This window comes from Roseovarius sp. TE539 (assembly GCF_003298505.1).
In the GTDB taxonomy this organism is placed as follows: Bacteria; Pseudomonadota; Alphaproteobacteria; order Rhodobacterales; family Rhodobacteraceae; genus Roseovarius.
Window position 1 is genome coordinate 1 of record NZ_QNGB01000038.1, and the last position, 15658, is coordinate 15658.

The 15658-nt window shown below is 61.8% G+C and carries 16 protein-coding genes and 1 pseudogene; 6 read left to right on the forward strand and 11 right to left on the reverse strand.

Annotated elements, in window-relative coordinates:
* Nucleotides 1–124 precede the first annotated feature (124 nt).
* Nucleotides 125–427 (forward strand): annotated as a pseudogene (locus DQW77_RS16320) (integrase core domain-containing protein); the annotation flags it as partial.
* Between the two features lie 38 nt (nucleotides 428–465).
* Here DQW77_RS16320 and DQW77_RS18805 read toward each other — a convergent pair.
* Genes DQW77_RS18805 through DQW77_RS18815 form a run of 3 tightly spaced genes read right to left on the reverse strand, consistent with a single transcriptional unit; the run spans nucleotide 466 to nucleotide 1940 of the window.
* Entirely contained in the window at nucleotides 466–711 is a 246-nt protein-coding gene (locus tag DQW77_RS18805) for a DDE-type integrase/transposase/recombinase (RefSeq protein ID WP_113259288.1), read from the reverse strand.
* Between the two features lie 3 nt (nucleotides 712–714).
* Complete coding sequence (locus tag DQW77_RS18810; RefSeq protein ID WP_404947944.1) at nucleotides 715–972, reverse strand: hypothetical protein; 258 nt, start codon at nucleotides 970–972, stop codon at nucleotides 715–717.
* Nucleotides 912–1940 carry a hypothetical protein gene (locus DQW77_RS18815; RefSeq protein ID WP_147095005.1) on the reverse strand — a complete coding sequence of 343 codons (1029 nt, stop codon included), beginning with the start codon at nucleotides 1938–1940 and terminating at the stop codon, nucleotides 912–914. Before DQW77_RS18815 ends, DQW77_RS18810 begins: the two co-directional genes overlap by 61 nt.
* On the opposite strand from DQW77_RS18815, the gene DQW77_RS18105 reads away from it, so the two are divergent.
* The 3 genes from DQW77_RS18105 to DQW77_RS16345 are packed head-to-tail and all read left to right on the forward strand — an operon-like array spanning nucleotide 1920 to nucleotide 3198.
* Complete coding sequence (locus DQW77_RS18105; protein WP_147095006.1) at nucleotides 1920–2312, forward strand: hypothetical protein; 393 nt, start codon at nucleotides 1920–1922, stop codon at nucleotides 2310–2312. The two genes, DQW77_RS18815 and DQW77_RS18105, sit on opposite strands and share 21 nt — an antisense overlap.
* A 49-nt stretch (nucleotides 2313–2361) precedes the next feature.
* A complete protein-coding gene (locus DQW77_RS16340) occupies nucleotides 2362–2865 on the forward strand; it encodes a hypothetical protein (protein ID WP_113259291.1) in 504 nt (167 codons plus the stop codon).
* A 57-nt stretch (nucleotides 2866–2922) separates the two neighbouring features.
* Nucleotides 2923–3198: a helix-turn-helix transcriptional regulator gene (locus DQW77_RS16345; RefSeq protein WP_147095007.1), complete on the forward strand. Its 276-nt coding sequence runs from the start codon at nucleotides 2923–2925 to the stop codon at nucleotides 3196–3198.
* Nucleotides 3199–3444: 246 nt separating this feature from the next.
* Here the strand turns inward: DQW77_RS16345 and proX are convergent, their stop codons facing one another.
* The 3 genes from proX to DQW77_RS16360 all read right to left on the reverse strand — a co-directional run bounded on the left by proX (nucleotide 3445) and on the right by DQW77_RS16360 (nucleotide 6796).
* Nucleotides 3445–4494, reverse strand: coding sequence for a glycine betaine/L-proline ABC transporter substrate-binding protein ProX (proX, locus tag DQW77_RS16350; protein ID WP_113259293.1), 1050 nt, complete (start codon nucleotides 4492–4494; stop codon nucleotides 3445–3447).
* Nucleotides 4495–4617: 123 nt separating this feature from the next.
* Nucleotides 4618–5535 (reverse strand): proline/glycine betaine ABC transporter permease, encoded by a 918-nt coding sequence (locus DQW77_RS16355; protein ID WP_113259294.1) that lies wholly within the window; start codon nucleotides 5533–5535, stop codon nucleotides 4618–4620.
* 13 nt (nucleotides 5536–5548) lie between these two features.
* On the reverse strand, nucleotides 5549–6796 hold the full coding sequence (locus tag DQW77_RS16360) for a glycine betaine/L-proline ABC transporter ATP-binding protein (RefSeq protein WP_113259308.1): 1248 nt from the start codon (nucleotides 6794–6796) through the stop codon (nucleotides 5549–5551).
* Nucleotides 6797–7246: 450 nt separating this feature from the next.
* Here DQW77_RS16360 and DQW77_RS16365 point away from each other — a divergent pair, with 450 nt between their 5' ends.
* Both DQW77_RS16365 and DQW77_RS16370 read left to right on the forward strand, forming a co-directional pair.
* Nucleotides 7247–8356, forward strand: a complete 1110-nt coding sequence (locus DQW77_RS16365) for an efflux RND transporter periplasmic adaptor subunit (protein ID WP_113259295.1) — start codon at nucleotides 7247–7249, stop codon at nucleotides 8354–8356.
* The gene (locus tag DQW77_RS16370; RefSeq protein WP_113259296.1) at nucleotides 8353–11484 is read left to right on the forward strand and encodes an efflux RND transporter permease subunit; all 3132 of its coding nucleotides are present in this window, start codon (nucleotides 8353–8355) and stop codon (nucleotides 11482–11484) included. Before DQW77_RS16365 ends, DQW77_RS16370 begins: the two co-directional genes overlap by 4 nt.
* Before the next feature lie 94 nt (nucleotides 11485–11578).
* Here the strand turns inward: DQW77_RS16370 and DQW77_RS16375 are convergent, their stop codons facing one another.
* The 5 genes from DQW77_RS16375 to DQW77_RS16395 all read right to left on the reverse strand — a co-directional run bounded on the left by DQW77_RS16375 (nucleotide 11579) and on the right by DQW77_RS16395 (nucleotide 15415).
* Entirely contained in the window at nucleotides 11579–12148 is a 570-nt protein-coding gene (locus DQW77_RS16375; RefSeq protein WP_113259297.1) for a 5-formyltetrahydrofolate cyclo-ligase, read from the reverse strand.
* Nucleotides 12145–13536 (reverse strand): magnesium transporter, encoded by a 1392-nt coding sequence (gene mgtE / locus DQW77_RS16380; RefSeq protein WP_113259298.1) that lies wholly within the window; start codon nucleotides 13534–13536, stop codon nucleotides 12145–12147. Before mgtE ends, DQW77_RS16375 begins: the two co-directional genes overlap by 4 nt.
* A 77-nt stretch (nucleotides 13537–13613) precedes the next feature.
* Complete coding sequence (locus DQW77_RS16385; protein WP_258523891.1) at nucleotides 13614–14144, reverse strand: CAP domain-containing protein; 531 nt, start codon at nucleotides 14142–14144, stop codon at nucleotides 13614–13616.
* Nucleotides 14145–14180: 36 nt separating this feature from the next.
* Nucleotides 14181–14975, reverse strand: a complete 795-nt coding sequence (locus tag DQW77_RS16390; protein WP_258523892.1) for an inositol monophosphatase family protein — start codon at nucleotides 14973–14975, stop codon at nucleotides 14181–14183.
* 59 nt (nucleotides 14976–15034) lie between these two features.
* Nucleotides 15035–15415, reverse strand: a complete 381-nt coding sequence (locus tag DQW77_RS16395; protein WP_113259310.1) for a helix-turn-helix domain-containing protein — start codon at nucleotides 15413–15415, stop codon at nucleotides 15035–15037.
* Between the last annotated feature and the right edge of the window lie 243 nt (nucleotides 15416–15658).

The following is a 15658-nucleotide window of genomic DNA, read 5'->3' on the forward strand; positions in this document are numbered from 1 at the left end:
GCCGTCGCAGTTGCACTGAACGGCAGACCGAGAAAGACGCTCGGTTGGAGGACGCCCGCAGAGGCGCTGGACGAGTTCATGATAATGGAACAAGATCGTGGTGTTGCGACGACCGGTTGAGACCGCCCAGTACCTGTCCATCCGCTACACTGAGCGCCTGGCCGATGCCGGAATCGACACCTCGGTCGGCAGTGTCGGTGATTCCTATGATAATGCCATGGCCGAGAGCATTATCGGCCTCTTCAAGACCGAGGTCATCAACTTTTTCGGCCCGTGGAAGTCCATGGCCCAGGTCGAGTGGGAGACCCTGCACTGGGTCAGCTGGTACAATACGGAGCGGCTACACAGCGCCATCGGCCACCGGCCGCCGCAGGAAGTGGAGGATGAGTTCCATGCAGAGATGAATGCTCTTGAAAACGCCGCCTAAGTTTTGAACAAAAAAGCCTCTCGGAAACCCGGGACGGTTCAGCAGTCATATTTCAGCGATCTCCAGAGCCGTTCGATCATGCGGTTGTCGATCCATCCGCCGCAGCCGTCCATCGAGATCTTCACCCTGGCCTCATGCAGCACGTCGGTGAAATCGGTGCTGGTGAATTGCGAACCTTGGTCGGAGTTGAAGATCTCCGGCGGGCCGGGCCGTGGCAGCGCCTCTTTCAGAACTTCGATGCAGAATTCCGCGTCCAGGCTGTTAGACAGCCGCCAGTTCAGCACCTTTCAGATGTGCCAGTCCATGACCGCGACGAGGTAGAGAAAACCGCGCCGCATCGGAATGTAGGTGATGTCGGCAAACCAGACCTGATTGAGGCGGTTGATCGCCAGGCCCTTGAGCAAGTACGGATAAATCTTGTGTTTGGGGTGCTTCTGGCTGGTCTCCGGCGCCTGGTGGATCGGCACCAGGCGCATGAGCCGCATCAGCCGGCGCACACGATGACGACCGCATTTATGCCCTTCCCGCTGCATATGGCGGGACATATGCCGCGAGCCATATCATGGCGTTTCCAGGAACTGCCCATCGATGATTTCCATGAACCGCAGATTTTCCGCGCTTTCGCCGCGCGGGTGATGTGGAGGCTGGGGCGCCCCAGCGACAGCAAGCTGCACTGCCGCCGAACGCTGAGATCGCGATGCTCTTTCTTCACCTCTTTCCGCCTCCAGGGCCGAGGATGAGACTGGAGGCATCGGCCAAAGAATCCCGTTCCACGACGAGTTGGCCGATCTTGGCGTGCAGTCTTTCCACCTCCTTCGGTGAGATCGACGGGTCTTCCTCGGCCTTCGCGCCAAATGCCGATGCCATGTTCTTGATCGCCGTTTTCTTCCAGCCGCTGATCATCGTCGGTGCATAAGCTGATCCGGTGATCTGCCTGAGGGATGTACTTCGTTGCCAGTTGAATGTTCTCGTCGAGGAAATGGCTGATCGAGCTTTCGCGGATCAGGATGAACATCCCGTTGCGCATCTTTTCAAGCGCCTCGGTCACATCGTAGCTTTCATGATCGAGGCGGATGCCGGCGCTTGCATATCCCGCCAGTTTCGATCCCTTGCACATCGGCGAGCATCCAAAGACCGGAAGCTTGTGCCGGCGGGCTATCTCCAACGCCTCGATAACGTCATCGTCTTCTTCCTGGATGAATTCGCGCACCGTTTCCCAGATGCCGATGCATTCAGGCCATTCATGGGTCGCCCGGTGATCATCGGGGCCAAAGTAGTGATTCACCGTCGAGCGCGGCATTGTGTAAGGTGTCTTGCACGGTGCACCCCAGTGAATTGTCATTGGTCCAGCATTTGCTTCGTCCAGGAAGTGCCGCACGCCTTCAAGCCCGGAAACCACAAGGATCTGATCCAGACCCGACACGACAGAGGTTGTGCCGTAGGCCACCACGAGTTCGGCAAAGCTCGAAACCGACAGCTTGGAGCGTTCGACATGCAGGTGCCCGTCGATCATGCCCGGCGCCAGGTAGCGCCCGTTCGCATCGTGAAATCGCGTATCCGGTCCCTTGCAATGCTCCACATCCCCGATCGCGACAACGTGCCCGTCCTTGATGGCGACCTCGGCGGCATAGATCTCGGCCGTGGCCACGTTGATCAACCGACCACTACTGATCACAAGGTCGGCTTTGACATCACCATGTCCGGCGCGGATCATTTCTCTGAGGTTCACGAAACATGCCTCCCGTTTTTCGGGAATTGTTCCCCCTCACATGGTTGCCATCAATATTTTTCGCGTATCCCGGATTCCATAATGTTATCTGAAATGAACATGGCGCCCTTCATGGCACCAGCCGGGGTATCGCCGACATCGAGAAACTCGATTTGAATAACCAAGAAAAAATCGAAACCATCCCGCTCAAGGCCGTTCAGATGTGATGGTGACAAACTTGGAGACCGGAAAGTTATCCATCGCGAAGATTCTCGATCCGGGAACATCATTCACGTTCGGCGAGACAACCTATCGTGACGGAGATCAGTTCGGCCCGATGACCGGGTGCCAGCTCGAAGCGATCTACCTTCGGACCGGACAAGTCGAGATCCAGTGCGACGACAGCGTGTTTCACCTTTCCGCGCCCGGTATTGCACTTGCGGCCTCGCGGCACAGGCTGGAATACAGGTACGGCCCCGCCAGCATGTGCAACGTGCTGTGGTGCCAATATATTTCCGGGAACCTTGACGTCGGAAAGGTTTCTGCGATCGCGCCGTTCTGCGGGCCAATGGATGTTTCGCCCGCCGCAACCTCCTTGATCAAGACCGGCGCCGGCCTGCCCATCGACATCTACTCGGACATGCATGATTTCTGCTCTGCCCCGGGTATCGCGGTTCTCGAAGAGCTGCTGACCCGCAGGAAGCTGATGGAAACGGTGGCCGAGATATAGCCACAGGTGCAGCTTGTCCGACGCCACATCGAAGAAAACCTGGGCCGGACGATCACGATGCGTACACTGGCCGGCGTTTCGGGCCTGTCACCCCAGCACCTGAACAGGCTATACAATAGCGTGTTCGGGGAAAAACCGATCGACTACTTGTGGCGCCTTCGGGTGCGGCGTGGTGCTTATCTGCTTCGCCACACCGGCATGCAGATCAGCCAGATCGCCTATCAGACGGGATTCAAGACGCCCAATCATTTCTCGCGCAAGATCAGGGAGCGGTATCACATGACCCCGCGCAAGCTGCGCGAAACGAAATGGCGCGGCCATGGCGCAGTGTAGAGAGAGGGTTCGACCGGCACAACGCGTCAAGGACAGCACGACTGTGGCCAGGCTCGCTTGCGCGGCCCGAAAACCCTGCCGGGATTCGCCACCACCGATGACGCCGCCTTCCCGCTTCCAACGGTGACCGTGGACTTTCGAGCCCTCGCAATCCCGCGCGAAACCGCGCCACCGACAATCGCCGATGGCGCGGTTGACACCCCTGGGAAATAAAACCGTCGGACCGGTCCACCGGTCCTGCGGGGCTTACATATGGGCGGCTTCACGCGCGGATTTCAGCCACGCGTCAACCTTGTCCCGGTTCTCCTCGATCCAGTTGGAAGCCTGTTGTTCAAGGTCTTCCGGGCTGTCCGCGCCCGCGTTCATTTTCGCATTCTGGTCGAAGATATCGGCAATCGGAATGCTCGCTTCGCGCAACAGTCTTGCGGCGGCCGGATTCTCCGCCAGGAAATCGGAATTGGCCACCGGTCTGATGTCATTGGCCGGCCAACCCAGATCGCAGGGCTGTTCGCCCCGGCAACCGGCGAGATCCTCGACAGTCGTCTGGTCCGCGAGATGGGCCTGCCCCTCGGGCAGCTTGGTCTCTTTCATCTGAAGCCAGACCACGTCCTTGCCCGGCGGCAACTCACCCACGGTCCAGTTCGGCGTCCAGGTGTAGAAGAAAATCGGCTGGCCATTCTCGTAGCGGCCAAGCGCATCCGCCATGGAGGCCGAGTAACCGGCCTTGATCGGGTTGAAATCGTCGTTCCAGCCATATGCTTCGAAATGATGTGAAATCACGGTTTCACATCCCCAACCCGGCGGGCACGCCACAAGATCCGCCTTGCCATCGCCATTGGCGTCGAAGAGTGTCTGGATATCGTCCCTGGTCAGGTCGGAGACATGGTTGATGTCATGCTCCTCGGCCGTTTTCCGGTCGATTAGGTAACCCTGAAGCGCGCCGCCCTTGGCCACGTAACCGACCTTCTCCGCGCCCTGGCTGAACGCGTCCTCGTAAGAGTTGTGCAGCGGGAACCAGCCGTTGACCCACAGGTCGATATCGCCCTGCGCGACCGTCTGGTAGAAGGGCGGATTGTCCAGCGTCGTGATGCGGGAGACGTCGTAGCCCAGTTCCTGAAGCATCTGACTGTAGACTTCTGCCTGCCACCAGCCGGTGTCCCAGCTTGCGCGGGCCATGTCGATCCTCACGCCCTCGCCGGGCATCTTGTCCTGGGCAACGGTGGCCGTGGGCAATGCCGTCATGGCGGCAACCGCCGCGCCGGTTGTGAGTTTCAGGATCGCTTTCTTGTCAATCATGTCGAAAGTCCTCCATCATTTTGTGTAACGCCGCTTCGGTGCCGTGGCACCGGAGGCGCCTCCGCGGCCAATCCCGGCAGCGCATGGCCGCTTTCGCTTCTGTGTGACGGGCACGCCGTCGCGTCACGTGGGTGACGTTGCCGGTGCCCGTTTGCTGAAGAACGATTTCAGCGTCTCCAGCAATCCCGGTGTCCTGCTGGGCGCGTCCGAGCCGAGCGCCTGGGTGATCCTGTCAAGGATCATGGCCAGCAGCACGATGCCTAGTCCGCCTTCCGTGGCGGCCCCGACATCCAGCCTGCCAAGGCCGGTATAAACTGTCAGACCCAGCCCGCCAGCGCCGATGAGTGCCGCGATGACCGCCATGGACAACGCCAGCATGAGGGTCTGGTTCAGGCCTGCCATGATGGTACGCAGCGCGAGCGGCAACTGAACCTCCCAGAGCACCTGCCGCGGTGACGACCCGAAAGCATATGCTGCCTCGATCAGATCCTCGGGAACGGACCTGATGCCAAGATTGGTCAGTCGGATGATCGGCGGCAGGGCAAAAATGATTGTTGCGATGATGCCCGGGGTCATACCCACCCCGAAAAGCATCACGATCGGAACCAGATACACGAAGGGCGGAATTGTCTGCATGATGTCCAGAACAGGGCGGATGCCTTTCTCGAACCTGTCGCTGCGCGATGCAGCGATGCCCAGGGGCACACCGACGATCGCGCAGAACAAGACAGCCGTCAGGATCATCGCGAGTGTCGTCATGGTCTGGGTCCAGACGCCGATAAGATCGACGATCGCAAGGCTGACAAGGGTGAAAATCGCCAGTCCCCGGCTTGCCACAACCCAGGCGACAACAGTCAGGGCAATGGCGAAAACAGGCATCGGGATCGCCTGCAACCCAAGATCAAGCCCTTCGAGAACGAAAGAGATCGGGGTTTGCACGGCCTGGAATGCCTCCCGGAAATTCGGGACAAGCCACCCCTTGATGGCGGTTTCGACCCATGCATCAAGCGGAATCTCGAATGTATCGGACGGTTGCCACATGAAAACTCTCCTGTCAGGCCGACATGGCGGGGGCGTCTGCTGCGTCGTCTTCGTCCGCAGGCGCATCACCGCGGTGCGTCTTGTCGGTGTCTTTTGCAAGCAGCTGGAAAACCGCTTCGGGCGGCACGACCCCCACGAACCGGCCCCGGTCATCGGTAATCGCGACCGGAAGCCCGGAACTGCACGAGTCGTACAGCTCATGCAGCGGCGTGCTCGGTTCAGCGGTCGGGGCATCCCGCCGCACGGCATCGCGCAAGGACGCACCCTCCTGTCGCTCGGCCTCGGCAATCGACCGGCGGGTGATCACGCCAAACACCGCCTCGCCATTCAGCACATGCAGAGCATCCCGGCCCAACTCGTCCAGTTGCTGCCGCGCGGTCGCGAAGTCACCATCCTTGAGTTGAAGCGCTTCCGGCGGTCTCATGACCGCGCTGGCATCAAAAACGCGGGCGCGATCAATATCCTGGGTGAACGCCGCAACGTAATCATCCGCGGGGTTGCCGACGATCTCTTCGGCCGTGCCCACCTGCACGAACCGCCCCTCCTTCATGATCGCGATACGGTCACCAAGGGTAAGCGCCTCGTCGAGGTCGTGGGTGATGAACACGATCGTCTTTTTCAGTTCACGCTGCAGCGCAAGCAATTCGGTCTGCATGTCCTTGCGGATGAGCGGATCCAGCGCCGAGAAGGGTTCGTCCATGAGCAGGATTTCAGGATCCACGGCAAGCCCGCGTGCCAATCCGACCCGCTGCTGCATGCCGCCCGAGAGCGCGGATGGTTTCCGATCGGCCCATGCCGACAATCCCACCTTGTCCAGCGCGTCAAGCGCCCGGCGGCGGCGTTCGCTTGACGGGATGCCAGCGATCTTCAGGCCGTATTCCACATTCTCGAGGACGGATTTGTGCGGAAAGAGCGCGAAATGCTGGAACACCATCGCGATCTTTTCCAAACGCAGCTTTCGAAGTGTTTCGGCATTGGCGTCGCGCAGGTTCTCGCCATCGACAAGGATTTTCCCGTCACTCGCGTCAATGAGCCGGTTGAGCATTCGTACAAGGGTCGATTTGCCGGATCCCGACAGGCCCATGACGACGAAGACCTCGCCCTCCGCAACGGAGAAATCAATAGACTGAACACCGATTGTCTGTCCGGTCTCGGCAAGGACTTCATCCTTGGTCTTGCCGTCCCTGACCAGTTTGAGCGCCTGACCCGGATCGTCCCCGAACACCTTGGAAAGGTTTTCAGCTACGATTTTGTCGGTCACGATACCTCCTGTTCGGGCATCCTCCGGACCGCCTGCGTGAAGCGGCCTGATGCCGTTTCGCTGCGGCAACAGGTGGTGTCTGGACGCGCGGCTTTCAACCACCCTTTCCCGCATCGGGCAATTTTCGGGCCCTGAGGCGGCATTCTCCAGCCCTTTCCGGATAACGGGCACGGGTTCCGAATGGGCCCCCTGCTGCAGGTCACCCGGTCGGCCGCGCATCACTTGATGAGCAGCAAGCGCGGCACGGTTTCTCCGGGCGGCCAGATCACGTGACGCCGGTGTTGCCCCGTGTCACGAACCGCGCATAATAACCCGGGCCAGGCCCGCCCGATTGCTTCAGATCAAGGATATGCGCCAGCACCTGCCACATAAGGCAACCGGCGCCACGCTCGCGCTTGACCGGGGCGCCGGCGCCTGTTCCGCTGTTCCGGACTCCGAAAGACCCGCATCATGCCCAACGACCCGTTACATTTCGCTGACGATCCGGGCGCACATCGTTCGGCATGGTCCGCACTTGCGCTTGTCGGGATCATCGCAATCTGGTTCGCAAGCGGCATGCTCGTGCCTGACGAGGACGGGCAGGCCACGCGGGACTCGCGCGCCGGCGAACCTGTCAGCGTCGCCGTGACAACGTCAACGGCCGAACCGGTGTCCGAGACCTTCGTCGCCGAGGGACAAGCCCTGCCGGACCGCGACACAAGGGTGCGGGCGGAAACATCAGGCGCCATCCGGGAGGTGCTGATCCGCAAGGGCCAGAAGGTCGCCGCGGACGACCTGATCGCCCGGATCGATCCGCGCCAGCGCACCGCGGACCTGCGCCGCGCAGAAGCGGACCTCGCACGCACGAGACGCGAACTGGAAAATGCCGAAACCCTGCTGGACAGAGGCGCGACGACGCTGGACCGCGTTGTCCACGCGCGGGTTGAATTTGCCGCCGCCGAAGCGGCACTTGCCGCAGCGCGCCAGGCCATCGCCGACACGGAAATTCGGGCGCCCTTTGCCGGACAGCTGGAGGCGCTGGAAATCGACACCGGCGAATTCGTCACTGCCGGCACCGACCTGGCGCGGGTGGTGGACAGCGATCCGCTTACGATCGAGGCCCGCGTGCCCCAGCAATCCCTGGGACGGCTCGAACTTGGCCAATCTGCGAATATCCACTTCATAACCGGCGAACGGCGGACCGGCACCGTCAGTTTCCTGGGGTCGACCGCGGATCCCACCACCCGGACCTTCGCACTCGAGGTGGAGGTGGCAAACCCGGATGGCCTGCTCACCGCCGGCATCAGCGTCGAGGTGAGAATCCCCACCGGGGAAACCGCCGCGCATTTCGTCTCACCTGCGATCCTGGCCCTGGACGAGAGCGGCGCCCTCGGGCTCAAGACCGTCGATGAACAGAACCGCGCTGCATTCCAACCCGTCGAGATCCTCAAGGCACAGACCAATGGCGTGTGGGTCACCGGACTGCCCGGCACTGCGCGCATCATCAGCGTCGGACAGGGTTTTGTCCGCGCCGGGGATACCGTCGACCCAAGGCCCGACACCGGAGCACGAGAACCGTGAAGGGACTCATCGACGCCGCCTTCTCGCGCAGCCGTTTCGTGGTGCTGACGCTTGTGATCCTCCTGTTCACCGGCAGTGTCGCCTATCGCGTCATTCCAAAGGAAAGCGCGCCAGAGGTTCCCATCCCGATCGTTCATGTGCTGACCTCCCTGGAGGGGATCGCGCCGCGGGACTCCGAACGCTTGCTGGTGGAACCTCTTGAAACCGAACTCGCAGCCCTGGCCGGGCTCGAGGAGATGACCAGCGAGGCCGGCGAGGGGTTTGCCTCGGTCACGCTGGAATTCGAGCCCGGATTCGACTCCGATGAGGCGTTGGACCGGGTGCGCGAGGCCGTTGACCGCGCGAGCGGAGAGCTGCCCGCGGACGCATCCGATCCGGTCGTGAACGAGGTCAATACCGCGCTCTTCCCGATCCTTACCGCGATCTTGTCGGGTCCGGTCCCCGAAAGAACACTGAATACGCTTGCAAATGACCTGAAAGACCGTTTCGAGGCCCTTGAGGGTGTTCTTGAAGTCGACATCGCGGGCAAGCGCGAAGAAATACTCGAGGTGCTGATCGACCCGACCATCTTCGAGACTTACGAATTGTCCTTCGAGGAACTGGTGGCCCAGATCACCCGCAACAACCGGCTTATCGCGGCGGGGTCCATCGACACTGCGGCGGGCCGGCTGGTGCTGAAGGTGCCGGGCCTTATCGAGTCCGCCGAGGACGTTATGGAAATGCCGATAAAGGTACGCGGCGATACTGTCGTGACCTTCGCGGACGTTGCCGTTCTCCGGCGCAGTTTCAATGATCCCCAGGGTTTCGCGCGCGTTGACGGTCAACCGGCCCTCGTCCTGGAGATCAAGAAACGATCGGGCGCCAACATCATCGAAACCGTCGATGCGGTGCGCGCGGCGGCCCGGGACGCGTCACTGGAGTGGCCGGAAAGCATCCGCCTCACATATACCCAGGACGAGGGCGAGCAGGTTCGCGAAATCCTCTCGGAGCTCGAGTCCAGCGTCATCGCCGCGGTGATTCTCGTCATGGTGGTGATTGTCTGGGCGCTCGGCCTGCGGTCCTCCGTGCTTGTCGGGCTGGCAATTCCCGGCGCTTTCCTCGCCGGTGTCGCGGCGCTCTGGGCGATGGGTTACACGATGAACATCATCGTGCTGTTCACCCTGATACTCGTCGTCGGCATGCTGGTCGACGGCGCCATCGTCATCGTCGAATATGCCGACCGGAAACTCGAAGAGGGCATGCCCCCGCGCGAAGCCTTTGCCGCCGCGGCGAAACGGATGGCATGGCCTATCATCGCCGCCACCGGGACCACGCTTTCGGTCTTCGTGCCGCTTCTTTTCTGGTCCGGTGTCACCGGTGAATTCATGATTTTCCTGCCTGTGACCGTCCTTCTGACCCTCACGGCATCGCTGTTCATGGCATTGATCTTCGTACCCGTCATCGGTGGCCTCATCGGGCGCCGCCGCCCGCAGACGGCCCGCGCCAAGGCGATACTCGCCGCTGGCGAGTCTGGCGATCCACGCACACTGAAGGGGGCGGCCGGGGTTTATGCGCGTTTCCTGAACTTGGCTCTTGCGCGCCCCCTTGCCGTTGTCCTCACCACATTCGCCCTGTTGATGGCCGCTTTCGGCCTTTACGGGGAATATGGCCGCGGTGTCACCTTCTTTCCGTCCATCGAACCGGATTTCGCACGCGTCGACATACATTCACGCGACAACTTCTCGATCTACGAACGCGATGATCTTGTGCGCCGGGTCGAAAACCGCCTGATCGGACGGGCCGAAATCGAAACCGTCTACGCCCGTTCGACACTGGCCAACCGTTCCGACGCCGAGATGATCGGCACGATACAGCTTGAGCTGACGGACTGGAACACGCGCCGCAGCGCGGAAACCATCGCCGGGGATATCCGCAACAGCATGACCGACATTGCCGGCATTGATGTTCAGGTGCAGACCCAGAACATCGGACCGACCGGTGGAAAACCCGTGAGCCTTGAAATCCGTGCCGCGACCGATGCAGCCCGCGAGAACGCGGTCGAGACGACGCTTCGGATCATGGACCGGATCGGCGGGTTCACGGACATCACCGATACACGCCCCCTGCCCGGCGTCGAGTGGCGGCTTGATCTCGACAGGTCCGAAGCAGCACGTTTTGGCGCCGATGTCAGCCTCCTGGGTCAGGCTGTCCAGCTTCTGACGCAGGGGGTGAAGATTGCGGATTACCGTCCCGAAGATACCGACGAGCCGGTCGACATCCGGGTCAGGTTTCCCGGCACCGAGCGCACCCTGGAAAACCTGCGCAGTCTGAGGGTGCCAACCTCGGCGGGGTTGGTGCCGGTGGAAAATTTCGTCGAAGTCATGCCCTCGCCGCGATCAGGGACGATCCGGCGCACCGACCAGACCCGCGTTACCGTGATCGAGGCGAACGTGGCTTCCGGCACGTTGGTGAACGACCAGGTCCAGGCGCTCGATACCGCGCTGCAACAGGCCGCCCTGCCCGACAGTGTCAACTGGTCTTTTGGCGGAGAAGCCGAGGAGCAGGCAGCCGCGGCAAGTTTTCTGACCAAGGCATTCATCGCGGCGGTCGCCCTGATGTTCGCCATATTGGTAATACAATTCAACAGCTTCTATCAGCCGATCGTCGTATTCACCGCGATCGTGTTTTCCGTGGCCGGCGTTCTGATCGGACTGCTTGTTACCGACCGCCCCTTCGGCGTGGTGATGGGCGGGATCGGAATGATTTCGCTTGCCGGGGTCGTGGTCAACGACAACATCGTGCTGATCGACACGTTCAATCGGTTTCTGCGCGACGGAATGAGTGTTCGGGAAGCGGCGCTCCGCACCGGGGTTCAGCGTCTCCGTCCGGTGGTTCTGACATCCGTCACAACCATTCTCGGGCTGATGCCCATGGTTTTGGCCCTGACGATCGATTACCAGGGCCGCGAAATAACTCATGGCGCGCCCTCGACCCAATGGTGGACGGAACTCTCGACCGCTGTAACCGGCGGGCTCGCCCTGGCGACCGTCCTGACCCTGATCGTGACGCCCTCGCTGCTGGTACTCGGCAAGCCCGAAGGCCGGCGCGACCCTGGCAAGGCGTCCGGGTACGAACCGTCCGGCGACTGAGGGTCGTCGCACCGCCGGCCGTCCTTGATCGGACGGCGTGACACCGGCGTATCCGGTCAGACGCGCGGCGCTCTTGACTGGCCGCGGCGACCATTCATCGGGAGGACGTGAAATCCATGATTTCACGTTCCGTGACAACCATGTCCAAGGGTTGATCCGTGGGTTCCAGCGGCAGCTGCGCGTCTTCCTGCGCGGCGTAGGCGAACCCGATGGCGAGGGTCGGGCGCCGGCTACGCAGCAACTCCAGCGTCCGGTCGTAAAAGCCGCCACCATAACCCAACCTACCGCCCGAGCGGTCAAACGCCACGAGGGGCACGATCAGGATTTCCGGTTCCACGGCCTCACCGTTCTCGGGAACCATCGCCCCGAAAGGGCCTTTTGTCATGGCGCAGCCCGGCCACCATCTTGAGAAGGTCAGCGGTTCTCCCGCGGCGCGGATCACCGGCACCCCGACCGGACCATGTGCCGCGGCTTCGGCCATCGCAGGGCGCGGATCGATCTCGGTTCGAATGGGCATGAAACCCGAAAGCGGACGGCCCCGATACCCCGCAAGAACCTGCGCAAGCAACCGTGACTCATCACCGGCACTTTCCTCATGCGCTGCCTTGCGGCGGGCAAAGGCGGCCTGCCGGGCCGCACGTTTCACATCGTTGATGTCGTTCAAAGCAGAAACACCGCCGCCAGACCCAGAAACGCGAAGAACCCGACAACATCCGTGACCGTGGTCACGAAGGCGCCCGAAGCGAGCGCCGGGTCCACCCCGATGCGTTCCAGTGCCACGGGAATCACGGTGCCTGCCAGCCCTGCAACGACAAGATTGATCACCATGGCGGCAGCTATGACATACCCAAGTCCCGGACCACCGAACCACAGGACCCCGACAACGCCCATCACCACGGCGAAAACTACCCCGTTGATGAGGCCGACGAGAACTTCCCGCCGGATCACGCGCCAGACGTTGCTGCCGGTCAGATCCTTCGTGGCGATGGCGCGCACCGCCACTGTCAGGCTCTGGGTGCCGGCGTTGCCCCCCATCGAGGCGACGATCGGCATCAGCACCGCAAGTGCGACGAATTGCGCGATCGTGTCCTCGAATTGCGCGATGACGACCGAGGCAAGGATCGCAGTGACGAGGTTCACCGCCAACCATGGAAAGCGCCGCTTGGTGGTGGCGAACGGGCTGTCGTTCAGCCGTCCTTCGCCGACGCCGGCCAGGCGCATGATGTCCTCCTCGTGTTCCTCGTCGAGAACCGCCATCGCGTCGTCTATGGTGATCACGCCGACGAGACGCTCATTTTCGTCAACCACCGGCGCGGAAATCAGGTGGTACTGGTTGAACGCGTAGGCAACATCGCCTTCGTCCTGTGTGACAGGGATGGAATGGAACGTCTCTTCCACGAGTGACTTCAGCAGCACCTCGCGGCGCGACGCCATCAGCTTGCCCAGTGTGACATTGCCGACGGGCTTGAGCCGCGGATCGACCAGGACGATATGATAGAATTGTTCGGGAAGGTTCTCCTGGTTGCGCAGGAAGTCAATGGCCTCGCCCACGTTCCAGTGTTCGGGCGCCATGACCACCTCGCGCTGCATCAGGCGGCCGGCGGAATAGTCCGGGTAATTCAGGGATTGCTGAACCGCTGCCCTGTCACTGTCCTCCAGGGCACCGAGGATTGCCGCCTGCTGCTGATCCTCGAGATCTTCGACGAGGTCCACGACATCGTCGGACTCGAGATCGCGCACGGCATCCGCGAGAACCTCCGGGTTGAGCAGGCCGATCACCTCCTCGCGGATCGACTCGTCAAGCTCGGACAGGATGTCACCATCGAACTCCACCCCATAGAGCTCGATCAGGCGGCGACGGTCGAAGGCGTTGATCTGCTCCAGAAGATCGGCGATGTCGGCCGGGTGCAGCTGCTCCAGTTCCTGCAGAAGAAGATCCCGGTTGTCGGTATCGACGGCGTATATGATGCGCGCCACGGATTGCCGATCCAGAAGATAGGCGTCCTCTTCGCGATCGGCATCGGGTTCAGTCTGATGCTCTTCCTCGGCCATGTCATCCCCCGTTCCCGACCCAGACCCGAGCCATAATCAAGCCTCGGGCAGAAGACAATCACCTTGCGCCGCGATGTTCAGCAGCCCGGCCGCCCCAGCACCAGAACCCAATGTCCGCCGGGGCCATGATGAAATCCGAAATCGCGGGCCTCCACGGTCAGGAGGTTGCGCCGATGGCCCGGCGAGCGCATCCAGCCCTCCAGCACCCTCTCGATCCGGGCCGGACCGCGCGCCAGGTTCTCGGCGACGAAGCAGTAGCCGTACCCGGCCCGGCGCACCCTGTCTCCGGCGCTCGCGCCGTCAGATCCCGTATGACTGAAAAACCCGTTTTCACGCATGTCGCGGGCATGGGCCGCAGCCGCGGCGTCAAGGCGCGGGTCCGATACCAGAGGGAGGAGCCCCCGGTCCCCGCGCAACGCGTTGATCGCCCGGCCAGCCCGTCCGGCCTTCAACCCCGGTTCCGTGGCCAGGGGGTCCGGCGCGGCGACCGCCGCGGGCGATTCCCCTCCACTACTACAGGCCGTCAGGGGCAGAACGACACAGAAAACAAACATGATGCGCATCGCCATTCCCGGACCGAGATCCTTGCCTCCCATCGCCTCAGACATACACATCCGCCCCGACCGGTTCCGTTTTCCCGGGCTTCACACACTCGACAGGATTTCAAGTGCCGCCGCGTGTTGCGCCGCGCCGGCCGCCGCCAGGACACGCCCCCCGTCATGCACCGGCCGCCCCCGCCAATCGGTCACGATACCGCCGGCGGCCTCGATGACGGCGATCGGGGCCTGAACGTCATAAGCATTCAGGCCGGCCTCGATCACCAGGTCGATCTGCCCGGCCGCGAGGAGGGCATAGGCGTAGCAATCCACGCCGTACCTGGTGAGGCGCACGAGATCGGCCACCGCACCGAACCCGTCCCTTTCCACCGTATCGCCGATCTCCGGGAATGTGGTGAAGAGGATCGCTTCGTTCAGCGCCCGATCACCGCGCACATTAAGCGGGCCGGCCCCCATCGGTCCCGTCATCCAGGCGCGCCCGAGCCCCCCCTCGAACCGTTCCCCGATATACGGCTGATCAATGATGCCGAAAAGCGGGCCGGAGGCGTCCGAAACCGCGATCAACACGCCCCATGTCGGTGTTCCGGACAGAAACCCGCGCGTGCCATCAACCGGATCAAGTACCCAGGTCAACCCGCTTGTGCCCGGCTGGTGGCCGAACTCTTCACCAAGGATGGCATCTTGCGGACGGTGCGCGGCCAACACCGCGCGCATCGCCCTCTCTCCGGCGCGGTCGCCTTCCGTCACCGGATCGAAGCCCGCCGTTGCCTTGTTATCCGCCAGCAGGCCGTCGGACCGGAAAAACGGCAAAATTGCCAGCCTTGCCGCATCCGCCATCGCATGCGCCGTGGAAATGATTTCTTCGCTGTTTTCACTGGTCACGCGCGATTCCATACGCCTGTGTAAATCGACCGGACTTCACCGTACGGAAACCGCTGTCTTCACGCCACGTCACTCAGAACCCGCGCCAGATCGAAAAGACGCCTGCGCTGGTTTTCCGGGATCGCATAGTAGGACCGGATAAGATCAAGAGCCTCTTTGTCACCAAGCAGATCCGCGGGAGCGGACCTGGACCCGTTCGCACGCTTCTCCTGGTCCTGGGCGTGCTCGAGCCCCTCAAAGAAAAAGCTCACATCAACATCCAGGGCCTCGGCAATATCCCAGAGCCGGGACGCACTGACACGGTTCGCGCCGGTTTCGTATTTCTGGATCTGCTGGAACTTGATACCAACGTGTTCGGCCAACTGTTGCTGAGTCACGCCAGCAAGCCAGCGACGATGACGAATACGCTTACCAACATGGACATCAACTGGGTGCGCCATAGAATTTTCCTTCCAGATTTTCCTGAACCTGCCTTGCGCGGCGCTCAAAGGACGGCAGGCAACACAACCAGCACCACCACGCGCCCCTCCGATAGCCATGAAGCCTAACATCCAGCCAGCAAAATACAAGAAATATTGCTCCCTCGTGAAGTGACAATTGGAATCAAGAAACAATTTCAACGGGCACGCCGGAACGTGGTGACCATCGCTTCAATGCGCCCGCGAATTGACAGGCCCGGCCAC

Excerpts from the sequence above, each read along its gene's own strand:
- DQW77_RS18810 (WP_404947944.1), bottom strand. The coding sequence starts at position 972 with ATGTCCCGCCATATGCAGCGGGAAGGGCATAAATGCGGTCGTCATCGT.
- DQW77_RS18105 (WP_147095006.1), top strand. The coding sequence starts at position 1,920 with ATGCAGGTGCCCGTCGATCATGCCCGGCGCCAGGTAGCGCCCGTTCGC.
- DQW77_RS18815 (WP_147095005.1), bottom strand. The coding sequence starts at position 1,940 with ATGATCGACGGGCACCTGCATGTCGAACGCTCCAAGCTGTCGGTTTCG.
- DQW77_RS16340 (WP_113259291.1), top strand. The coding sequence starts at position 2,362 with ATGGTGACAAACTTGGAGACCGGAAAGTTATCCATCGCGAAGATTCTC.
- DQW77_RS16345 (WP_147095007.1), top strand. The coding sequence starts at position 2,923 with ATGCGTACACTGGCCGGCGTTTCGGGCCTGTCACCCCAGCACCTGAAC.
- proX (WP_113259293.1), bottom strand. The coding sequence starts at position 4,494 with ATGATTGACAAGAAAGCGATCCTGAAACTCACAACCGGCGCGGCGGTT.
- DQW77_RS16355 (WP_113259294.1), bottom strand. The coding sequence starts at position 5,535 with ATGTGGCAACCGTCCGATACATTCGAGATTCCGCTTGATGCATGGGTC.
- DQW77_RS16365 (WP_113259295.1), top strand. The coding sequence starts at position 7,247 with ATGCCCAACGACCCGTTACATTTCGCTGACGATCCGGGCGCACATCGT.
- mgtE (WP_113259298.1), bottom strand. The coding sequence starts at position 13,536 with ATGGCCGAGGAAGAGCATCAGACTGAACCCGATGCCGATCGCGAAGAG.
- DQW77_RS16385 (WP_258523891.1), bottom strand. The coding sequence starts at position 14,144 with ATGTCTGAGGCGATGGGAGGCAAGGATCTCGGTCCGGGAATGGCGATG.
- DQW77_RS16395 (WP_113259310.1), bottom strand. The coding sequence starts at position 15,415 with ATGGCGCACCCAGTTGATGTCCATGTTGGTAAGCGTATTCGTCATCGT.